The following is a 16,178-nucleotide window of genomic DNA, read 5'->3' as shown; positions in this document are numbered from 1 at the left end:
TGACCGGCCAGGTCTTCGTGCCCGGCCTTCCCGGTACGAACGAAGAGTTCATCTTCGACATCGGTAAGAATCTGCACAACTACGTCGGCCGTAAGGGCGTGAAGCGCACGACCTACCAGGTGGTTCATGGTCGTCACGTCTACGGTATCCGTTCAATCGAGCACACGACCGAGATTCCGGAGAAGGTGTACAACCTCCACGTCGAGGGCACCCACACCTACACGATCCGCGGCACCGTCGTGCACAACTGCTTTCTTTTACGCATCGAGGACAATATGGAGTCCATCGGGCGCTCCATCAACTCGGCGCTGCAGCTGTCCAAGCGCGGCGGCGGTGTCGCGTTGCTGCTCAGCAACATTCGCGAGCACGGCGCGCCGATCAAGAAGATCGAGAATCAGTCCTCGGGCGTCATCCCGATCATGAAGCTGCTGGAGGACTCGTTCTCCTACGCCAACCAGCTGGGCGCGCGGCAGGGCGCGGGTGCGGTGTACCTGCACGCGCACCACCCCGACATCTACCGCTTCCTCGACACCAAGCGTGAGAACGCGGACGAGAAGATCCGCATCAAGACGCTCTCGCTGGGCGTGGTGATCCCCGACATCACCTTCGAGCTGGCGAAGAAGAACGAGGACATGTACCTGTTCTCGCCCTACGACGTGGAGCGCATCTACGGCAAGCCGTTCGCCGACGTCGACGTCACCGAGAAGTACTACGAGATGGTCGACGACAAGCGCATCCGCAAGTCGAAGATCAAGGCGCGCGAGTTCTTCCAGACCATCGCCGAGCTGCAGTTCGAATCGGGCTACCCGTACATCATGTTCGAGGACACGGTGAACCGGTCCAACCCGATCGCGGGCAAGATCACCCACTCCAACCTGTGCTCGGAGATCCTGCAGGTCTCCACGCCCTCGGAGTTCAACGAGGACCTGTCCTACTCGAAGGTGGGCAAGGACATCTCGTGCAACCTCGGGTCGCTCAATATCGCCAAGGCGATGGACTCGCCCGATTTCGCGCGCACCATCGAGGTGTCGATCCGCGCGCTGACCGCGGTGTCGGATCAGACCCACATCTACTCGGTGCCCTCCATCGAGCAGGGCAACAACTCCTCGCACGCCATCGGCCTGGGGCAGATGAACCTGCACGGGTACCTGGCGCGCGAACGGATCCACTACGGGTCCGAAGAGGGCATCGACTTCACCAACATCTACTTCTACACCGTGGTCTATCACGCGATCCGGGCCTCGAACCTGATCGCGAAGGAGCGCGGCACCTATTTCGGCGGGTTCCCGGAGTCCAAGTACGCCAGCGGTGAGTACTTCGACAAGTACACCGACCAGGTGTGGGAGCCGAAGACCGACCGGGTGCGGCAGCTGTTCGCCGACGCGGGCGTGCACATCCCCACCCAGGAGGACTGGCGCGAGCTGAAGGCCTCGGTCATGGAGCACGGCATCTACAACCAGAACCTGCAGGCGGTGCCGCCGACCGGGTCGATCTCCTACATCAACCACTCCACCAGCTCGATCCACCCGGTGGCGTCGAAGATCGAGATCCGCAAGGAAGGCAAGATCGGCCGCGTCTACTACCCGGCGCCCTACATGGACAACGACAACCTCGAGTACTACGAGGACGCCTACGAGATCGGCTACGAGAAGATCATCGACACCTACGCCGCGGCCACCCAGCACGTGGACCAGGGCCTGTCGCTGACGCTGTTCTTCAAGGACACCGCCACCACCCGCGACCTCAACAAGGCCCAGATCTACGCCTGGCGCAAGGGCATCAAGACCCTCTACTACATCCGCCTGCGCCAGATGGCGCTGGAAGGGACCGAAGTCGAGGGCTGCGTGAGCTGCATGCTCTGAGCATCGTCGGAGTTCGGGGCGGCTTCCATTGGGAGGCCGCCCCTTTCGGCGTTCTAGCGCGGCATCGAGAGCGTGCGCGCCCACGCCGCGAAATCCCGCTCGGCGGTGGAACGGGGCTCGATCGGGCGACCGGCGCGGTCGAGCATCACGATCGCCGGCCCGAGCACCCCGGCGAGCAGGGCTCGCTGGATCTCGTGGTGCCGCGTGAAATACACCTCGCGCACGGCCGTGATCAGGCCCTCGAACGCGTCGATGTCGATCTGCCACAGGTCCTCGGCCTCCGCGGTCAGGCCGCTGGGCACGCCCAGCACGTCCGCGATGTTCAGGGCCGCGCGCACATACAGGTCGCCGACCCGCAGGGCGGGGCTCCACACGGTCTCACCGCCGACGTCGAAGACGTAGCTCATCTCGTCACTGTGCCGCACGCTGGTCGGGTTCGGCGGGCGCGGTGGTGAATTCGACAGCTGCGGGGTTGCTCGCGGCCTATGCTGTGGGCAGTTCGCACACCCGTTGTGCCGGAGCGTGCTCGACGGCACCGAGTCCAGGAGGCGGGATGACCCTCGCTGCCACCGTCGAGCCGGAAGAACTCGACCCTCCACTGTCACCGCGGGCGGGGATCGAGCGGCCCGAGCGGGGCGCGCGGGGGCGGGGGGCGCGCAAGATCGTGTCGCGCTCGGCGCTGGGGGACTGGGACCCGGACCGGCGCGGACACGACGCCCTGGAGACCATTCTCGCCCAGAACGCCATGCGCGCAACGGATCTGGTGCCGATCCGGATGGCGCGGATGGCGGCCTCGCCGTGGACCTACTATCGCGGGGCGGCCGCGGTGATGGCCGCCGATCTGGCCTCGCGTCCGCACACCGGGATCGAGGTGCAGCTGTGCGGGGACGCGCACGTGCTCAACTTCGGCATGTGGGCCAGTCCCGAACGCAACCTCGTCTTCGACCTGCGCGACTTCGACGAGACGCTGCCCGGCCCGTTCGAATGGGACCTGCTGCGCTTGGGGGCCTCGCTGGTGGTGCTCGCCCGGGAGAACGGGGTGTCGCCCGAGCGGGCCGACGCGGCGGTCGCGGCCACCTCGGCCGGCTACCGGGAGGCCATGGCCGAGTACGCGGGCACGCCCGAGATCGACATCTGGTACGAGCGGGTCGACGTGCAGGACTTCCTCGGCTACTTCGGGCCGCGGGCGCGGAAGATGGCGACCCAGCAGATCGAGCGCAAGGTGCGCAAACGCACCAGCCGCGGCGCGTTCGAGAAGCTCACCGAGATCCGCGACGGACGGCGGCGCATCACCCAGCAGCCGCCGTTCCGCATCGAGGTCGGCGACGACCACCGCAGGCTGGCCGCCGCCATCGTGCACGGGTACGCCGAATCCGTGCCCGACCACATCTGGTCGCTGCTCACCCGCTACCGCGTGATCGACGTGGTGCGGCAGGTGGTCGGCGTGGGCAGCGTCGGCATGCGGGTGCTGCTGGCGCTGCTGGAGGAACGCCGCACCGGCGACCCGTTCTTCGTGCAGGTCAAACAGGCGGGCCCCTCGGTGTACGAGAACTTCCTCGCGCCGAGCCGCTACGACAACCACGGCTCCCGCGTCGCGCACGGCCAGCGCATGCTCCAGGCCACCACCGACCAGTTCCTCGGCTGGACACGCGTCGCCGACATGGACTTCTACGTCCGCCAGTTCCGCGATATGAAGATCACCGCCGACGGCCCCATGGTGGCGCCCCAGCTCGAACACTTCGCCCGCGCCTGCGCCAGAGTCCTGGCCCGCGCCCACGCCCGCTCCGGCGACGCCTCCCGCATCGCCGACTACCTCGGCACCTCCCCCCGCACCGACACCACCCTGGTGAATTTCGCCAACGCCTACGCAGACCAAACCGAACGCGACCACACCCAACTCGTCACCGCCATCGCCGACGGACGGGTGGATGCGTATGAATCTGGATGGGCCTGAGGGAGTTCGGTTCCGTCGCGAACACCGATACCGGCGCACCCACTCAGCGCAGGGCCGGGATCACTTCGCGTTCGAAGAGTTCGATACCGGAGGTGTCGTACGCCGACTCGGGGAAGTTGAGGATGGCGTAGGCGAGGCCGAGGTCGCCGACCTTGCCCAGCTTCTCCACGATCTGCTCCGGGGTGCCGACGGTGGCGGACGTGCCGAACTGTTCCTGCACGCGCAGGGCGGCGGCCTCCTCGCCGACGAACGGGGCCAGGCGGGCGCGCAGGTCGTCGAGGCGCTGCTGGACCTCGGCTTCGGTGGCGCCGATCGCGACGTTGAAGTTGGCGGTGCGCGTGATCGCGTCGAAATCGGTGCCCACCTCGGCGCAGTGGTCGCGCAGGATGTCGGACTTGCGGGTGAACTCCTCGATCACGCCGCTGAAGTTGGTGTAGTTCGCGTACTTCGCGGCGATGCGCAGCGTCTTCTTCTCTCCGCCGCCCGCGATCCACAGCGGGATGCCGCCCTCCTGCAAGGGCAGCGGGCGCACGATCGCGCCGTCCACCTGATAGTCCTCGCCGTCCAGGGTCGCGACGCCGGTGGTCCACGCCTGCCGGAAGATCTGCACGCCCTCGTCGAGGCGGCGCAGGCGCTCACCGGCCGGCGGGAAGCCGTAACCGTAAGCGCGCCACTCGTGTTCGTACCACCCCGCGCCGATGCCCATCTCGACGCGTCCGCCGGAGATGATGTCGGCGGTCGCCGCCACCTTCGCCAGGTACACGGGGTTGCGGTAGCTGATCGCGGTACACATCTGGCCGAGCCGCACCCGCGAGGTGACCGCGCCGAACGCCGAGATCAGCGTCCACGCCTCGTGCGTCGCCTCCTCGGTCGGCACCGGCACGGTGTGGAAATGGTCGTACACCCAGATCGACTCCCACTCCGGACGCGCGTCGGCCCGCTGCGCCAGCCCCCGCATCACCTCCCACTGCGCGGCGGGCTCGATCCCCACCAGATCCAACCGCCACCCTTGCGGAACGAACAATCCGAAGCGCACCGCGCTCTCCTTCCGGGCATGACTCGACAGACGACGACCCGCCGCCCCCACCCACTCTCACCGCCCCACCCCCCACGATCAACCATTTAACGCGCGCCGCGCCGAACTCCGGGCCACTGCGGGACTGCCGAAAATGGGTCGACCGGGGTGGGGTGGGTGGGTCATGCTGGCCGGAGATGAATGAGATGAACAGAGTTGGGCTCGGAGTGGATTTCGGGCGGGTGATTCAGGGGGCGACGTTGGCTTCGGGGGAAGCCGACACGGTGTTCCTGTCGGGTGGGTTCGCGGAGGCGATGCGAACTCCGGCCAGCCCCAACGCTTTCGAAGTGATCGCCAGGCTGGTGCCGCTGTTCGCGGGGCGGGCGTGGGTGATCTCCAAATGCGGTCCGCGGGTGCAGGAGCGCACCCGGCAGTGGCTCGAGCACCACGATTTCCACGGGCGCACCGGCATTCCGCGCGAGAACGTGCGGTTCTGCCTGCGTCGCCACGAGAAGGCGGCGCACTGCGCCGAACTCGGCATCACCCACATGATCGACGACCGGCTGGACGTGCATCGCGCCTTGCGCGGGCTGGTGCCGCACCTGTATCTGTTCGGCGTCCAGCCCGAACCGGCGCCGGACTGGGTCGAGCACGTGGCGACGTGGCCCGCCGTGGAGACGGCCGTGGTGGCCTCGGTCACCCGATAGCGCCGGTGCGTGACGGATCACGCGGGCGAAGCGGAATCCGTTGCGGTGACACCGATCCCGGCGAATCGGACCACGCACCAGGCGACACGCCAACCGATGTGATCATTTCCGCGGGGGCGTGTATCCTGCGACGGGGACGCATTCGTGTCCGATCACTGTGGAAATCCTTTGGCGAGGCCGCGACCAGTCGGGTCGGGCCGGTGACGAGCGGGAGGTGGATGTCATGCGCAGTGAACCTCCCAGTCGAAGGCCGCGCGGCGCCGCCCCTTCGCATACCCGGTAGGTCTGCGTCCAGGGTGGGCGCCCGCGCGGTGTACCCGTGCTCTCTTACACCCCACGCTGTGCTGAGGACCTCCCATGTCGCAGATCGACCTGATCGAAGCACGTCCGACGACCCCTGAAACCCTCACCGACCTCGTCGCCGAACACCGGATGGCGGCCGCGCTGGACTGGCTCGGCGACCAGCCGCCGCACGTCATCGCCGACCAACTGGCCCGCATGGACGCGGTGCAGGCCGGCGTCGCCTTCCGCCTGCTCGACAAGGACCGCGCGCTGGCCGTCTTCGAGGAACTCGAACCGGTCGACCAGCAGCAGATCCTGCAGGGCCTGCGCGACCAGAGCTTCCGCGACCTGGTCGAGGGCATGGCCCCCGACGATCGCGCCCGCATGCTCCGCGAGGCCCCGGCCAAGGTCGCCAAGAAAGTGCTCGCCGGCCTGAGCCCGCGCGAGCGGCGCATGACCGCCAGCCTGCTCGGCTACCCCGAGGGGTCGGCGGGCCAGTACATGACGCCCGAAGTGGTCGCGCTGCCCCGGAACCTCACGGTCGCGCAGGCCCTGGCGATGGTCCGCGCGAAGGGCAGCGCGGCCGAGACCGTCTACACGCTGCCCGTGGTGGATTCGGGCCGCAGGCTCACCGGCATCGTCGAGCTGCGTGAACTCGTGCTGGCCGAACCCGAGACCATGGTCTCGGAGCTGGTCGTCACCGAACCCGCGTTCGCGCGCGCCACCGACGCCGCCGAGAAGGCGGCCCGGCTGATGCGCGAGACCAACGACATCAACCTGCCCGTCGTGGACAGCGAGGACCGCCTGGTCGGTCTGCTCACCATCGACGACGCGGTCGAGGTGATCGAGGCCGCCGACAGCGAGGACGTCGCCCGCCAGGCCGGTTCCGCGCCGTGGGAGGGCCACTACATGGCGGCCGGGGTGTTCCAGCTGGCCCGCTACCGGGCGCTGTGGCTGATGCTGCTGCTGTTCGCGGCGACGCTCACCGTGAGCGTGACCGGATTCTTCGAGGGCACCCTCGAGCAGGTCGCGCAGCTGGCGCTGTTCATCCCACTGCTGATCGGCGCGGGCGGCAACGCGGGCGCGCAGGCCGCCACCGCGTGCGTGCGCGCGCTGGCGGTCGGCGAGGTGCGCGGCTCCGACCTGTTCAAGGTCATCTGGCGCGAGTGCCGAGTCGGCCTCGTGCTCGGAAGCCTCTTGGCCGCAGCGGGTTTGGCGATCGCTGCGGTGTTCGTCGGCCCGCGCATCGCGGTGGTCGTCGCGGTCACCCTGGTGTTGATCTGCGGGTGGGCCGCCACCATCGGCGGCACCATGCCGCTGCTGGCGAAGAAGCTGCGCATCGACCCCGCCGTGGTGTCGGCGCCGATGGTGACCACCCTGGTGGACGCCACCGGCCTCGTCATCTACTTCACCACCGCCAAGCTGGTGCTGGGCATCTGAGCGGCGAAAGACGCTGCGCGAGAACGGCTTACGAGATGGTCGGCAGCAGCTCGCGCAGCACGTCCTCGACCACGCCCTCGGTGCCCGTCGCGCGGACCGAGGGCACGGTCGGACTGCTGAACGTGCCCGGGTCGACGCCGGGGTAGAGTGCGGGGCCCACGACGGCGCTGTAGGAGCGGATGTTCCCGAACTCCCCGCCGCCGCTCGGGCCGAGCGCGTACACCGGGCGCTCACCCACGGTGAACGCGGCCTCGTCGCCGGTGGCGAGCGATTCTTCCTCGTACTCGTAGGTGACGATCACCTCGCTGTCCCGGTAGACGAAACGGCACACGCTCAGCGTCTGCTCATCGGCCGGGACGGTGACGCCGAGTTTCCCGGTGACGGCGCACGGATCGGCGCCGGTCAGCACGGTGCGCGCGCCGTCGGGTGAGGTGCCCGGTCGGGGGTCCTGCCACCACTCCGTCAGTGCCGACTCGGTCAGTTCGGTCGCGACCGCGCAGGCGTCCTGGTCGCGCGAAATGCGGATGTCGAGTACGAATTCCGCGCCGGAAGGGAGTTCCGCCGCCGCATGGCAGCCGAGCCGGGTCATCGAGGCGACGGACTCCTCGCCGAGAGCGTCGGCGTCGCTGAGCAGGCGCACCGAAGCATCGCCGACCTGGATGACCTCACCCTCCTCGGCTCGCTCCGACGCGGTGCCGGGCACCTCCACCGACCAGCTCAGCTCGATGCGCTCGTCCAGCGACTCCGGGCCGACCGAGGCCTGGCAGGCGGAGATGTCGTTCTGGGTAACCTCGCGCACCTCGCCGAGTTCGCCGAGCCGGTCCCGGGTCAGCAGCGCGCACGGATCGATCAGGCGGGCGCGCTCGAGCACCTCGAGACGCTGCTCCTCATTCGCCGGTGCCGTGCCCCAGAATCCACCGGTCGGCGCGGCCTCCTCGGCCGGATCACTCTGACAACCACTGACGGCGAGTGCCACGGCGGCGGCCGCGAGCAGGGTTCGGCGCACGGGAGTCCCCCTTCTTCGGTCCGGGCGCCCGGCTCGGGCGCGGCGACCGGAACCCGATCGCCGCGCCGAGTCTGCCGCACGGGCGCGGGCTGGGACAACAGGGCGCGCCCAGCTAACCCTGGGCGACACGCGCCGCGGAGTCGGGGGACCGCTGCATCGCCCCGGCGCCGCGTCGCGCACAATGGGTGCCGCGCGCGGCGGGTTCCCCACGGATCGAGGGGTCGGCATTCCGCAGTGTCGCGACACAAGGTGTTGTGCTGCATGGAGTTTTTACCCACAAGGAGTAGTGTTCGAGGGGAAGAAACTTCCGTGCGGACGTGTGCTCGCCGAAAGGGTGTGGAGGCAGGATGAAACTGATCGATCGGGTGTCGGCCATCAACTGGAATCGGGTGCCCGACGAGAAGGATGCCGAGGTCTGGGACCGGCTGACCGGCAACTTCTGGCTGCCGGAGAAGGTGCCGGTGTCCAACGACATCCCCTCGTGGAACACCCTCACCGCCGAGGAGAAGCAGCTCACCATGCGGGTCTTCACCGGCCTGACGCTGCTGGACACCATCCAGGGCACGGTCGGCGCGGTGAGCCTGATCCCCGACGCGCTCACCCCGCACGAGGAGGCGGTGCTCACCAATATCGCCTTCATGGAGTCGGTGCACGCGAAGAGCTACAGCTCGATCTTCTCCACGCTGTGCTCCACCCGCGAGATCGACGAGGCGTTCCGCTGGTCGGAGGAGAACCGCAACCTGCAGCGCAAGGCCGAGATCGTGCTGGCCTACTACAACGGTGACGATCCGCTCAAGCGCAAGGTGGCGTCCACGCTGCTGGAGAGCTTCCTGTTCTACTCCGGCTTCTACCTACCGATGCACTGGTCCTCGCGGGCCAAGCTCACCAACACCGCCGATATGATCCGCCTGATCATCCGCGACGAGGCGGTGCACGGCTATTACATCGGCTACAAGTACCAGAAGGGCCTGGAGCTGGTCTCCGAGGCCGAGCGCGACGAGCTGAAGAACTACACCTTCGAGCTGCTGTTCGAGCTGTACGACAACGAGGTGGAGTACACCCAGGACCTCTACGACGAGGTCGGCCTCACCGAGGACGTCAAGAAGTTCCTGCGCTACAACGCGAACAAGGCGCTGATGAACCTCGGCTACGAGGGCCTGTTCCCGAAGGACGAGACCGACGTCAATCCGGCCATCCTCTCGGCGCTGTCGCCCAACGCCGACGAGAACCACGACTTCTTCTCCGGCTCCGGGTCGTCGTACGTGATCGGCAAGGCCGTCAACACCGAGGACGAGGACTGGGAGTTCTGAGTTCCGTCCGTTGAACGGCGGCGGGTTGCCTTGCCCGCCGCCGTTTTTCGTTCCCGTGCCGGAGTGGGCGGGTTCGACTGTCCCGCAGGGTATTTCGTTCGCGCGTGGCGTCGGGGGCAGGGATCGTCTCGTGTGCGACGGTGGCTCGGACGGTGCCGTCGCTGGGAAAGTTCCTGCCCCGCAACGGGATCATCCTCACTCAGCGTCCCGGCGGGGGACCGCCCGGCCCGCCGCCGCCCGGTCCTGTTCCGGATTCGACGTTCTCTGACTTGGCCGCGACGCCGATTGTGAGCGAGACCGCGAGGCCGGTGGCCGGCGTCCCGGCGACGGTCGCCATCTCGGCGTCCCACCCGTCGCCGAAGACGTTGTCCGAGGCGAGCGTGACGCCGGACAGATTGCGCACGCTGGCGGAGTAGCCGGAGTCGTAGGCGAACACCTCGGTGCAGACCTCCTCGGGCAGGGCGATCTGCGAGGTCAGCCGGGCGTTGCTGCCGGCGACGGCGGTTTCCAGGGAGTCGTAGACCTCGAAGTGGATGTGCGGCCAGCGTCCCGTATAGCAGGCGGGGAAGATCGAGGTGAAGGTGACCTTGCCGGCGGAGTCCGCCACCTGCACCCCGCGCAGGTAGTTCTGTTCGGTGACGCCGGGGCTGTAGAGGGAGTAGTTGCCCTCGCGGTCGCAATGCCACACGTAGACCGCCATGCCCGCGCCGACCGCACCGGCGGCCAGATCGTGCAGCGAGAGTTCCAGCGTCATCGGAACACCTTGCGCCACTCCGGAATACGCGCCGAAGCTGCTCGTGATGTCGGAGCGCACCACGCCCGACTCGATCAGCACGTTGGGTCCGTTCGACCCGTCGCCGGGGTAGGGACCGGCGGTCTCCTGCGGCGCGGCCTCGGGCAGCTCCGAGGTGGTCGCGGTGGTCGTCGTCGCGCCACCACCATCGGTTGCCGCGCACCCCGCGACGGCCGTCGCCGCCCCGGCGGCCCCGAGGAAGAACAGCGCCCGCCTGCGCGACATCACCCTCAGGTCGTGCGCCAACCCCAGATCGTGTTCGTCCCGTTCCTCGGCCATCCTGCGTCCTCCTTGCGGTTCCGTGTCCTGGCCGAAGGTAGGCGCGCCCACTCCGCCCACCCTGGGCAATCGCTGGGAGTTCGCTGTGAGGCGATGCGGGTGGTCGCTCAGTCGTTCACGTAGCCGTTGAGGGTGTCGCGCAGGTCGGTGAGGAGGGCGCGGGCGGCGGTGAGGCCGTCGCCGCGCCAGACATGGTCCTCCACCGCGAAGACGCGGCGGTCGGTGGACGCGCCGAGGTCCTTCCACTCGTCACCGCGCATGACCCGCTCGCCGTACTCGGTGCCCTCGGGGCCGGCCAGGATGACGTACACGAGATCGCCCTCGACCTCGGTCGCGTACGCGCCGGGCTGGACGTCGAAGGACGCCCGGCGCTGGGCGGCGGGGCGGCGCACGCCGACGTCGGCCAGCACCTGGCCCGCGAAACTGTTGTCGCCCTGGACCTGGACGGTGTCGGCGGTGATCCGCACGACCGACGCCTCGGTGAGTTCGGCCGCCAGCGCGACACCGGTCTCGCGGGCCTCGGTCCGGTAGGCCGTGAGGGCCGCGTCGGCGGCGGCGCGGCGGTTCAAACCTTCTGCGTAGGCGGTGAATTCGGCCTGCCAATTGGCCGGCGAACCCACCAGCACGGTCGGGGCGATGGCGCTGAGCGCCTCGTAGGTGGCCGCGCCCGACGGCACATCACCGAGGATGACGTCGGGGTTCAGCTCGGCGATCTTCGCCGGATCGGGGGCGGCGGCCGTCCCGAGGCCGGGGATCTCCAGCACGCCGTAGCCGAGGAACATCGGCTGCGGGCGCTCCCCGGGCACCGTCACCGCGCCCACCACACGCTCCCACAGCCCGACCGCGCACGCCGCGTCCAGCGCCGAGGTGGTGAGCACGACGATGCGCTGCGGATCGGCGGGCACCTCCGTGACGCCCGCCGCGTGCGTGACGCTTCGCGTCGCGCCACTGGCGTCGGGCGCGCTCGGCAGCGGGCACGCCTGCGTGGTGTCGCGCTCCAGGCCGACCACGCCCGCGCCCGCGATGCTGGTCGTGGTGCGCACGATGGAGCTCGCGGGATCGGACTCCGAGGAGCATCCGGCCATCGCGGCGGCACAGCAGACGGCCACGGCGGCCGCGCCGAACCGGGCGGCGACAGTGCGGAATCGGGTGCGTACGAGTGCGCTCACCGGCATGCGGGAGAGGGTACAGGCGCGCGGGACGCGGGGGTTCGCGGGTGCGCCCCGCGCGTCGCCACGTGACGCCGGGGCGGCGAACTGCCCGGCGTGCGCACCCGTCACGCGATCGGATCGAAGCCCGCACCCCTCGTCGGCGGGCCTCGATCCCACACGTCAGCGCCCGCTGGCATTCGGTTCGCGTCGTGACCCACGCTGAACCGCGCCCGGTCGCGATTCAGTCCGCGTCGCCACCCAGGCTGAACCGCGCTCCGGTCGGATCGAGCACCGTCGCCATCCGGCCGTACGGGCTGTTCTCCGGCGGGTTCACCACCTGCCCGCCGAGTTCGACGACGCTCTCGACGGTCTTGTCCACGTCGTCGGCGCCGAAGTACACGCCCCAGCCCAGCGCCGCGTCGCCGGGTTCGAAGCGGGCCGTGTCGGCCACGCCGCCCAGCATCGGGCTGGTGGCGTGAATCGTGCTGTAGCGGAAGGCCGGATCGTCGGAGATCACGAAGACGTCGGACCAGCCGAACACGTCGCGGTAGAAGGCCAGCGCCGCGTCGTAGGCGCGGCTGTTCAGCTCGAACCAGGACGGCGCGCCCGCGCAGTCGCGCCACCGTCCGCTCTCCACCAGCGCGTCGGTCTCGATGCCGGGGAAGGTGCCCGCCTGCCACACGCCGACGCTCGCGCCGCCCGGATCGCCGAGCACCGCCATCACACCGAGATCGGCCACGTCCATGGGTTCGAGCTGCACCGAACCGCCGTGCGACACGGCCGCGGCCGCGGTGGCGCGCGCGTCCGACGCGGCCAGATAGACGGTCCACAGGTCGGGACCGGTGTCGCCTTCCTGCTTGCCCATGCCGCCCGCGACGGCGAGTCCGTCCTTACGGAAGGTGATGTAGCCGCCGAAATCCTCGTTGCGTTCGGCGGTCCAGCCGAACAGATCGCCGTAGAAGGCGATGCTGCGGTCGGGATCGGCGGTGTAGAGGTCGACCCATACGGGGTCTCCTGGCCTGACGGTGCTCATGCGCGTCTCCTCGCAGGTGGGAACACTGACACCGGTACAGACCCCGCCCGCGCCGGGAACTCATCGGTCACCCCTGGGAATCGGGGAAATACGACGCAGAGTAGGACCCGTGTCTCCAGCGGCCCCGGCACCGTTTACGATCACTGGAGCGCAAGCGAACTGTCCGCTGTCTCGGAAACGGGATGGAGGCGAGCAGCGGAGCCTGCGGAGCGACCTAAAGGCACCTTCAGGAGGATCAGTGACTGCGGTAGAGCCCAGACCAGTCCCTCAGTTGGAAGCGACTCGACCGTATCCGGCCAGGACCGGACCCAAGGGTTCTTTCCTCTACAAGATGGTCACCACGACCGACCCCAAGGTGCTCGGCACCATGTATCTGGTGACCGCGATCAGCTTCTTCATGGTCGGCGGTCTGATGGCGCTGCTGATGCGTGCCGAGCTGGCGCGCCCCGGCATGCAGTTCCTCTCGCCCGAGCAGTTCAACCAGCTGTTCACCATGCACGGCACGATCATGCTGCTGTTCTACGCGACGGCGATCGTGTTCGGCTTCGCCAACATCATCCTCCCGCTGCAGATCGGTGCCCCCGACGTCGCCTTCCCGCGCCTGAACGCCTTCAGCTACTGGCTGTACCTGTTCGGCGGCTCCATGGCGACCGCGGGCTTCGTCACCCCGGGCGGCGCGGCCGACTTCGGCTGGACCGCCTACGTTCCGCTGACCGACATCCTGCACTCGCCCGGCGTCGGCACCGACCTGTGGATCCTGGGCCTGGCCGTCTCCGGTCTGGGCACCATCCTCGGTGGCGTGAACATGCTGACCACGGTCGTCTGCCTGCGCGCGCCCGGTATGACCATGTTCCGGATGCCGATCTTCACCTGGAACATCGCCGTCACCAGCGTGCTCGTGCTGCTGGCCTTCCCGCTGCTCACCGCCGCGCTGTTCGGCCTCGCCTACGACCGGCACCTGGGCGGCCACATCTACGACCCGGCCACCGGTGGCATCCTGCTCTACCAGCACCTGTTCTGGTTCTTCGGCCATCCCGAGGTGTACATCATCGCGCTGCCGTTCTTCGGCATCGTGTCCGAGATCTTCCCGGTCTTCAGCCGTAAACCGATCTTCGGTTACACCACGCTGGTGTACGCGACGCTCGGCATCGCGGCGCTGTCCATCGCGGTGTGGGCGCACCACATGTACGCCACGGGTGCGGTGCTGCTGCCGTTCTTCTCGTTCATGACCTTCCTCATCGCCGTCCCGACCGGTGTGAAGTTCTTCAACTGGATCGGCACCATGTGGCGCGGGCAGTTGACGTTCGAATCACCGATGCTGTGGTCGATCGGCTTCCTGGTGACCTTCCTCTTCGGTGGCCTGTCGGGTGTCATCCTGGCCTCGCCCCCGATGGACTTCCACGTGTCGGACACCTACTTCGTGGTGGCGCACTTCCACTACGTGCTCTTCGGCACCATCGTGTTCGCCACCTTCGCGGGCATCTACTTCTGGTTCCCGAAGATGACCGGCCGCATGGTGGACGAGCGCCTGGCCAAGTGGCACTTCTGGGCCACCTTCGTCGGCTTCCACACCACGTTCCTGGTGCAGCACTGGCTGGGTAACGAGGGCATGCCGCGCCGCTACGCCGACTACCTGCCGTCGGACGGTTTCACCACGTTGAACACGATCTCCACGATCGGCGCGTTCGTGCTGGGCGCCTCGATGCTGCCGTTCATCTGGAACGTCTTCAAGAGCTACCGGTACGGCGAGGTCGTCACGGTGGACGATCCATGGGGCTACGGCAACTCCCTGGAGTGGGCCACCTCCTGCCCGCCGCCGCGGCACAACTTCTACGAGCTGCCGCGCATCCGCTCCGAGCGTCCCGCCTTCGAACTGCACTATCCGCACATGGTGGACCGCATGCGGGCCGAGGCGCACGTGGGCTGGGGCTCGGGCAAGCACGCCCACACCGTCAGCGAAGGTGAGCTGGCAAAGCACTAGCATGCAACGGACGAGTGTGCACCCGCTGGTCGACGGCGGGTGCACACTCGTTTGGTGAGCACGTGACACCCCGGACGAATCGCGACAACGGCGCCGCACGCAGGGGAGTACCCACAGACATGGAGCACAGCGACTTGGCCGACACCACCGTTCTCGTCACCGTCACCGGGCCCGACCGGCCCGGCGTGACGTCCGTGCTGCTCGCGGCGATGTCGCGGCACCAGGTGAGCCTGCTCGACGTGGAGCAGGTGGTGATCCGCGGTCGCCTCACCCTGGGTGTGCTGGTCACCTGCCCCAACGATCCGGAGGCGTTGCAGGACGAGCTCGAAGAGGCGATGAACACCGTCGGCATGTCGGTCGACGTGGAGGTGGGCGCCGCCACCGCGCGTCCGCCGATGTCGACGCACGCCGTGGTGGTGCTGGGCGCGCCGGTCACCGCGCGGGCGTTCAGCGCGGTGTCGCGGCAGCTGGCCGCGCTCGGCGCGAACATCGACACCATCCGCGGCATCGCCGACTACCCGGTGACGGGCATGGAACTGCTGGTCACCGCGACCGACACCGGCGCCGACACCGATTCCCGGCTGCGCACCGCGCTGGCCGAGGTGGCGGTGGCCGAGGAAGTGGACGTCGCGGTGGAGCGGGCCGGTCTGGCGCGGCGCGGCAAGCGGCTCATCGTGTTCGACGTCGATTCCACGCTCATCCAGGGCGAGGTCATCGAGATGCTGGCCGCGCACGCCGGAGTGGAGGACCAGGTCCGCGAGGTCACCGAGGCGGCCATGCGCGGCGAGATCGACTTCGCCGAATCGCTGCGCCAGCGCGTCGCGACGCTGGCCGGTCTGGACGAGTCGGTGATCGAGGAGGTGGCCGACCGCATCGAGCTCACCCCCGGCGCGCGCACCACCATTCGCACGTTGCGCCGCATCGGTTTCCGTTGCGGTGTGGTGTCGGGCGGGTTCCGCCAGGTGATCGAGCCGCTGGCGCACGAACTCGAACTCGACTTCGTGCAGGCGAACACGCTCGAGATCGTCGACGGCAAGCTCACCGGCCGGGTGGTCGGCAAGATCGTGGACCGCGCCGCGAAGGCCGTGGCGCTGCGCGAGTTCGCGGCCGAGGCGGGCGTGCCGATGGAGCAGACGGTGGCGGTCGGCGACGGCGCCAACGACATCGACATGCTGAACGCGGCCGGTCTGGGTGTCGCGTTCAACGCCAAGCCCGCGCTGCGCGAGGTCGCCGACACCGCGCTCTCGCACCCGTACCTGGACGCCGTGCTGTTCATCCTCGGGGTGACGCGGCACGAGGTGGAGGCGGCGGATGCCCGCGACGGGTTGCTGCGCCGGGTCCCGCTGAACCAGTAGGGGGCGCCGG

General features: G+C 68.6%; 12 protein-coding genes and 1 pseudogene. 7 read left to right on the top strand and 6 right to left on the bottom strand.

Going from position 1 to position 16,178, the window contains the following annotated elements; translation table 11 throughout:
* Window positions 1-167 precede the first annotated feature (167 nt).
* Window positions 168-1,862: pseudogene (gene nrdE / locus DFR74_RS37765) on the top strand (class 1b ribonucleoside-diphosphate reductase subunit alpha); the annotation flags it as partial.
* 53 nt (window positions 1,863-1,915) lie between these two features.
* Here the strand turns inward: nrdE and DFR74_RS05060 are convergent.
* Entirely contained in the window at window positions 1,916-2,269 is a 354-nt protein-coding gene (locus DFR74_RS05060; RefSeq protein ID WP_067510453.1) for a DUF6086 family protein, read from the bottom strand.
* A gap of 146 nt (window positions 2,270-2,415) precedes the next feature.
* On the opposite strand from DFR74_RS05060, the gene DFR74_RS05055 reads away from it, so the two are divergent.
* Window positions 2,416-3,816, top strand: coding sequence for a DUF2252 domain-containing protein (locus DFR74_RS05055; RefSeq protein ID WP_084537771.1), 1,401 nt, complete (start codon window positions 2,416-2,418; stop codon window positions 3,814-3,816).
* A 43-nt stretch (window positions 3,817-3,859) separates the two neighbouring features.
* Here the strand turns inward: DFR74_RS05055 and DFR74_RS05050 are convergent, their stop codons facing one another.
* Window positions 3,860-4,852 carry an LLM class F420-dependent oxidoreductase gene (locus tag DFR74_RS05050; RefSeq protein ID WP_067510272.1) on the bottom strand — a complete coding sequence of 331 codons (993 nt, stop codon included), beginning with the start codon at window positions 4,850-4,852 and terminating at the stop codon, window positions 3,860-3,862.
* 185 nt (window positions 4,853-5,037) lie between these two features.
* Here DFR74_RS05050 and DFR74_RS05045 point away from each other — a divergent pair, with 185 nt between their 5' ends.
* Both DFR74_RS05045 and mgtE read left to right on the top strand, forming a co-directional pair.
* A complete protein-coding gene (locus DFR74_RS05045; protein ID WP_067510457.1) occupies window positions 5,038-5,538 on the top strand; it encodes a hypothetical protein in 501 nt (166 codons plus the stop codon).
* Window positions 5,539-5,895: 357 nt separating this feature from the next.
* Entirely contained in the window at window positions 5,896-7,260 is a 1,365-nt protein-coding gene (gene mgtE, locus DFR74_RS05040; RefSeq protein ID WP_067510274.1) for a magnesium transporter, read from the top strand.
* Between the two features lie 28 nt (window positions 7,261-7,288).
* Here mgtE and DFR74_RS05035 read toward each other — a convergent pair whose 3' ends face one another.
* The gene (locus DFR74_RS05035; RefSeq protein ID WP_067510276.1) at window positions 7,289-8,266 is read right to left on the bottom strand and encodes a hypothetical protein; all 978 of its coding nucleotides are present in this window, start codon (window positions 8,264-8,266) and stop codon (window positions 7,289-7,291) included.
* Window positions 8,267-8,613: 347 nt separating this feature from the next.
* On the opposite strand from DFR74_RS05035, the gene nrdF reads away from it, so the two are divergent.
* Window positions 8,614-9,576 (top strand): class 1b ribonucleoside-diphosphate reductase subunit beta, encoded by a 963-nt coding sequence (gene nrdF, locus DFR74_RS05030; protein WP_067510278.1) that lies wholly within the window; start codon window positions 8,614-8,616, stop codon window positions 9,574-9,576.
* Window positions 9,577-9,775: 199 nt separating this feature from the next.
* Here nrdF and DFR74_RS05025 read toward each other — a convergent pair whose 3' ends face one another.
* The 3 genes from DFR74_RS05025 to DFR74_RS05015 form a co-directional block, all read right to left on the bottom strand.
* Complete coding sequence (locus DFR74_RS05025; RefSeq protein ID WP_067510280.1) at window positions 9,776-10,648, bottom strand: dioxygenase family protein; 873 nt, start codon at window positions 10,646-10,648, stop codon at window positions 9,776-9,778.
* 107 nt (window positions 10,649-10,755) lie between these two features.
* Entirely contained in the window at window positions 10,756-11,823 is a 1,068-nt protein-coding gene (locus DFR74_RS05020; protein ID WP_067510459.1) for an ABC transporter substrate-binding protein, read from the bottom strand.
* Between the two features lie 217 nt (window positions 11,824-12,040).
* Window positions 12,041-12,832 carry a VOC family protein gene (locus DFR74_RS05015; protein WP_067510282.1) on the bottom strand — a complete coding sequence of 264 codons (792 nt, stop codon included), beginning with the start codon at window positions 12,830-12,832 and terminating at the stop codon, window positions 12,041-12,043.
* A 238-nt stretch (window positions 12,833-13,070) separates the two neighbouring features.
* Between DFR74_RS05015 and ctaD the strand changes: the two genes are divergently transcribed.
* Together ctaD and serB are read left to right on the top strand one after the other, a co-directional pair.
* Window positions 13,071-14,813 (top strand): aa3-type cytochrome oxidase subunit I, encoded by a 1,743-nt coding sequence (ctaD, locus tag DFR74_RS05010; RefSeq protein ID WP_084537772.1) that lies wholly within the window; start codon window positions 13,071-13,073, stop codon window positions 14,811-14,813.
* Between the two features lie 119 nt (window positions 14,814-14,932).
* On the top strand, window positions 14,933-16,168 hold the full coding sequence (serB, locus tag DFR74_RS05005) for a phosphoserine phosphatase SerB (RefSeq protein ID WP_067510286.1): 1,236 nt from the start codon (window positions 14,933-14,935) through the stop codon (window positions 16,166-16,168).
* The last annotated feature ends 10 nt before the right edge of the window (window positions 16,169-16,178 follow it).

Source organism: Nocardia puris (genome assembly GCF_003315035.1).
In the GTDB taxonomy this organism is placed as follows: Bacteria; Actinomycetota; Actinomycetes; order Mycobacteriales; family Mycobacteriaceae; genus Nocardia; species Nocardia puris.
Note: the sequence above shows the minus strand (reverse complement) of the source record. Positions and strands in the feature narration are given on the sequence as shown.

Coding starts and splice junctions, on each gene's coding strand:
- DFR74_RS05060 (WP_067510453.1), bottom strand. CDS start 2,269: ATGAGCTACGTCTTCGACGTCGGCGGTGAGACCGTGTGGAGCCCCGCC.
- DFR74_RS05055 (WP_084537771.1), top strand. CDS start 2,416: ATGACCCTCGCTGCCACCGTCGAGCCGGAAGAACTCGACCCTCCACTG.
- DFR74_RS05045 (WP_067510457.1), top strand. CDS start 5,038: ATGAACAGAGTTGGGCTCGGAGTGGATTTCGGGCGGGTGATTCAGGGG.
- mgtE (WP_067510274.1), top strand. CDS start 5,896: ATGTCGCAGATCGACCTGATCGAAGCACGTCCGACGACCCCTGAAACC.
- nrdF (WP_067510278.1), top strand. CDS start 8,614: ATGAAACTGATCGATCGGGTGTCGGCCATCAACTGGAATCGGGTGCCC.
- DFR74_RS05025 (WP_067510280.1), bottom strand. CDS start 10,648: ATGGCCGAGGAACGGGACGAACACGATCTGGGGTTGGCGCACGACCTG.
- DFR74_RS05020 (WP_067510459.1), bottom strand. CDS start 11,823: ATGCCGGTGAGCGCACTCGTACGCACCCGATTCCGCACTGTCGCCGCC.
- DFR74_RS05015 (WP_067510282.1), bottom strand. CDS start 12,832: ATGAGCACCGTCAGGCCAGGAGACCCCGTATGGGTCGACCTCTACACC.
- serB (WP_067510286.1), top strand. CDS start 14,933: ATGGAGCACAGCGACTTGGCCGACACCACCGTTCTCGTCACCGTCACC.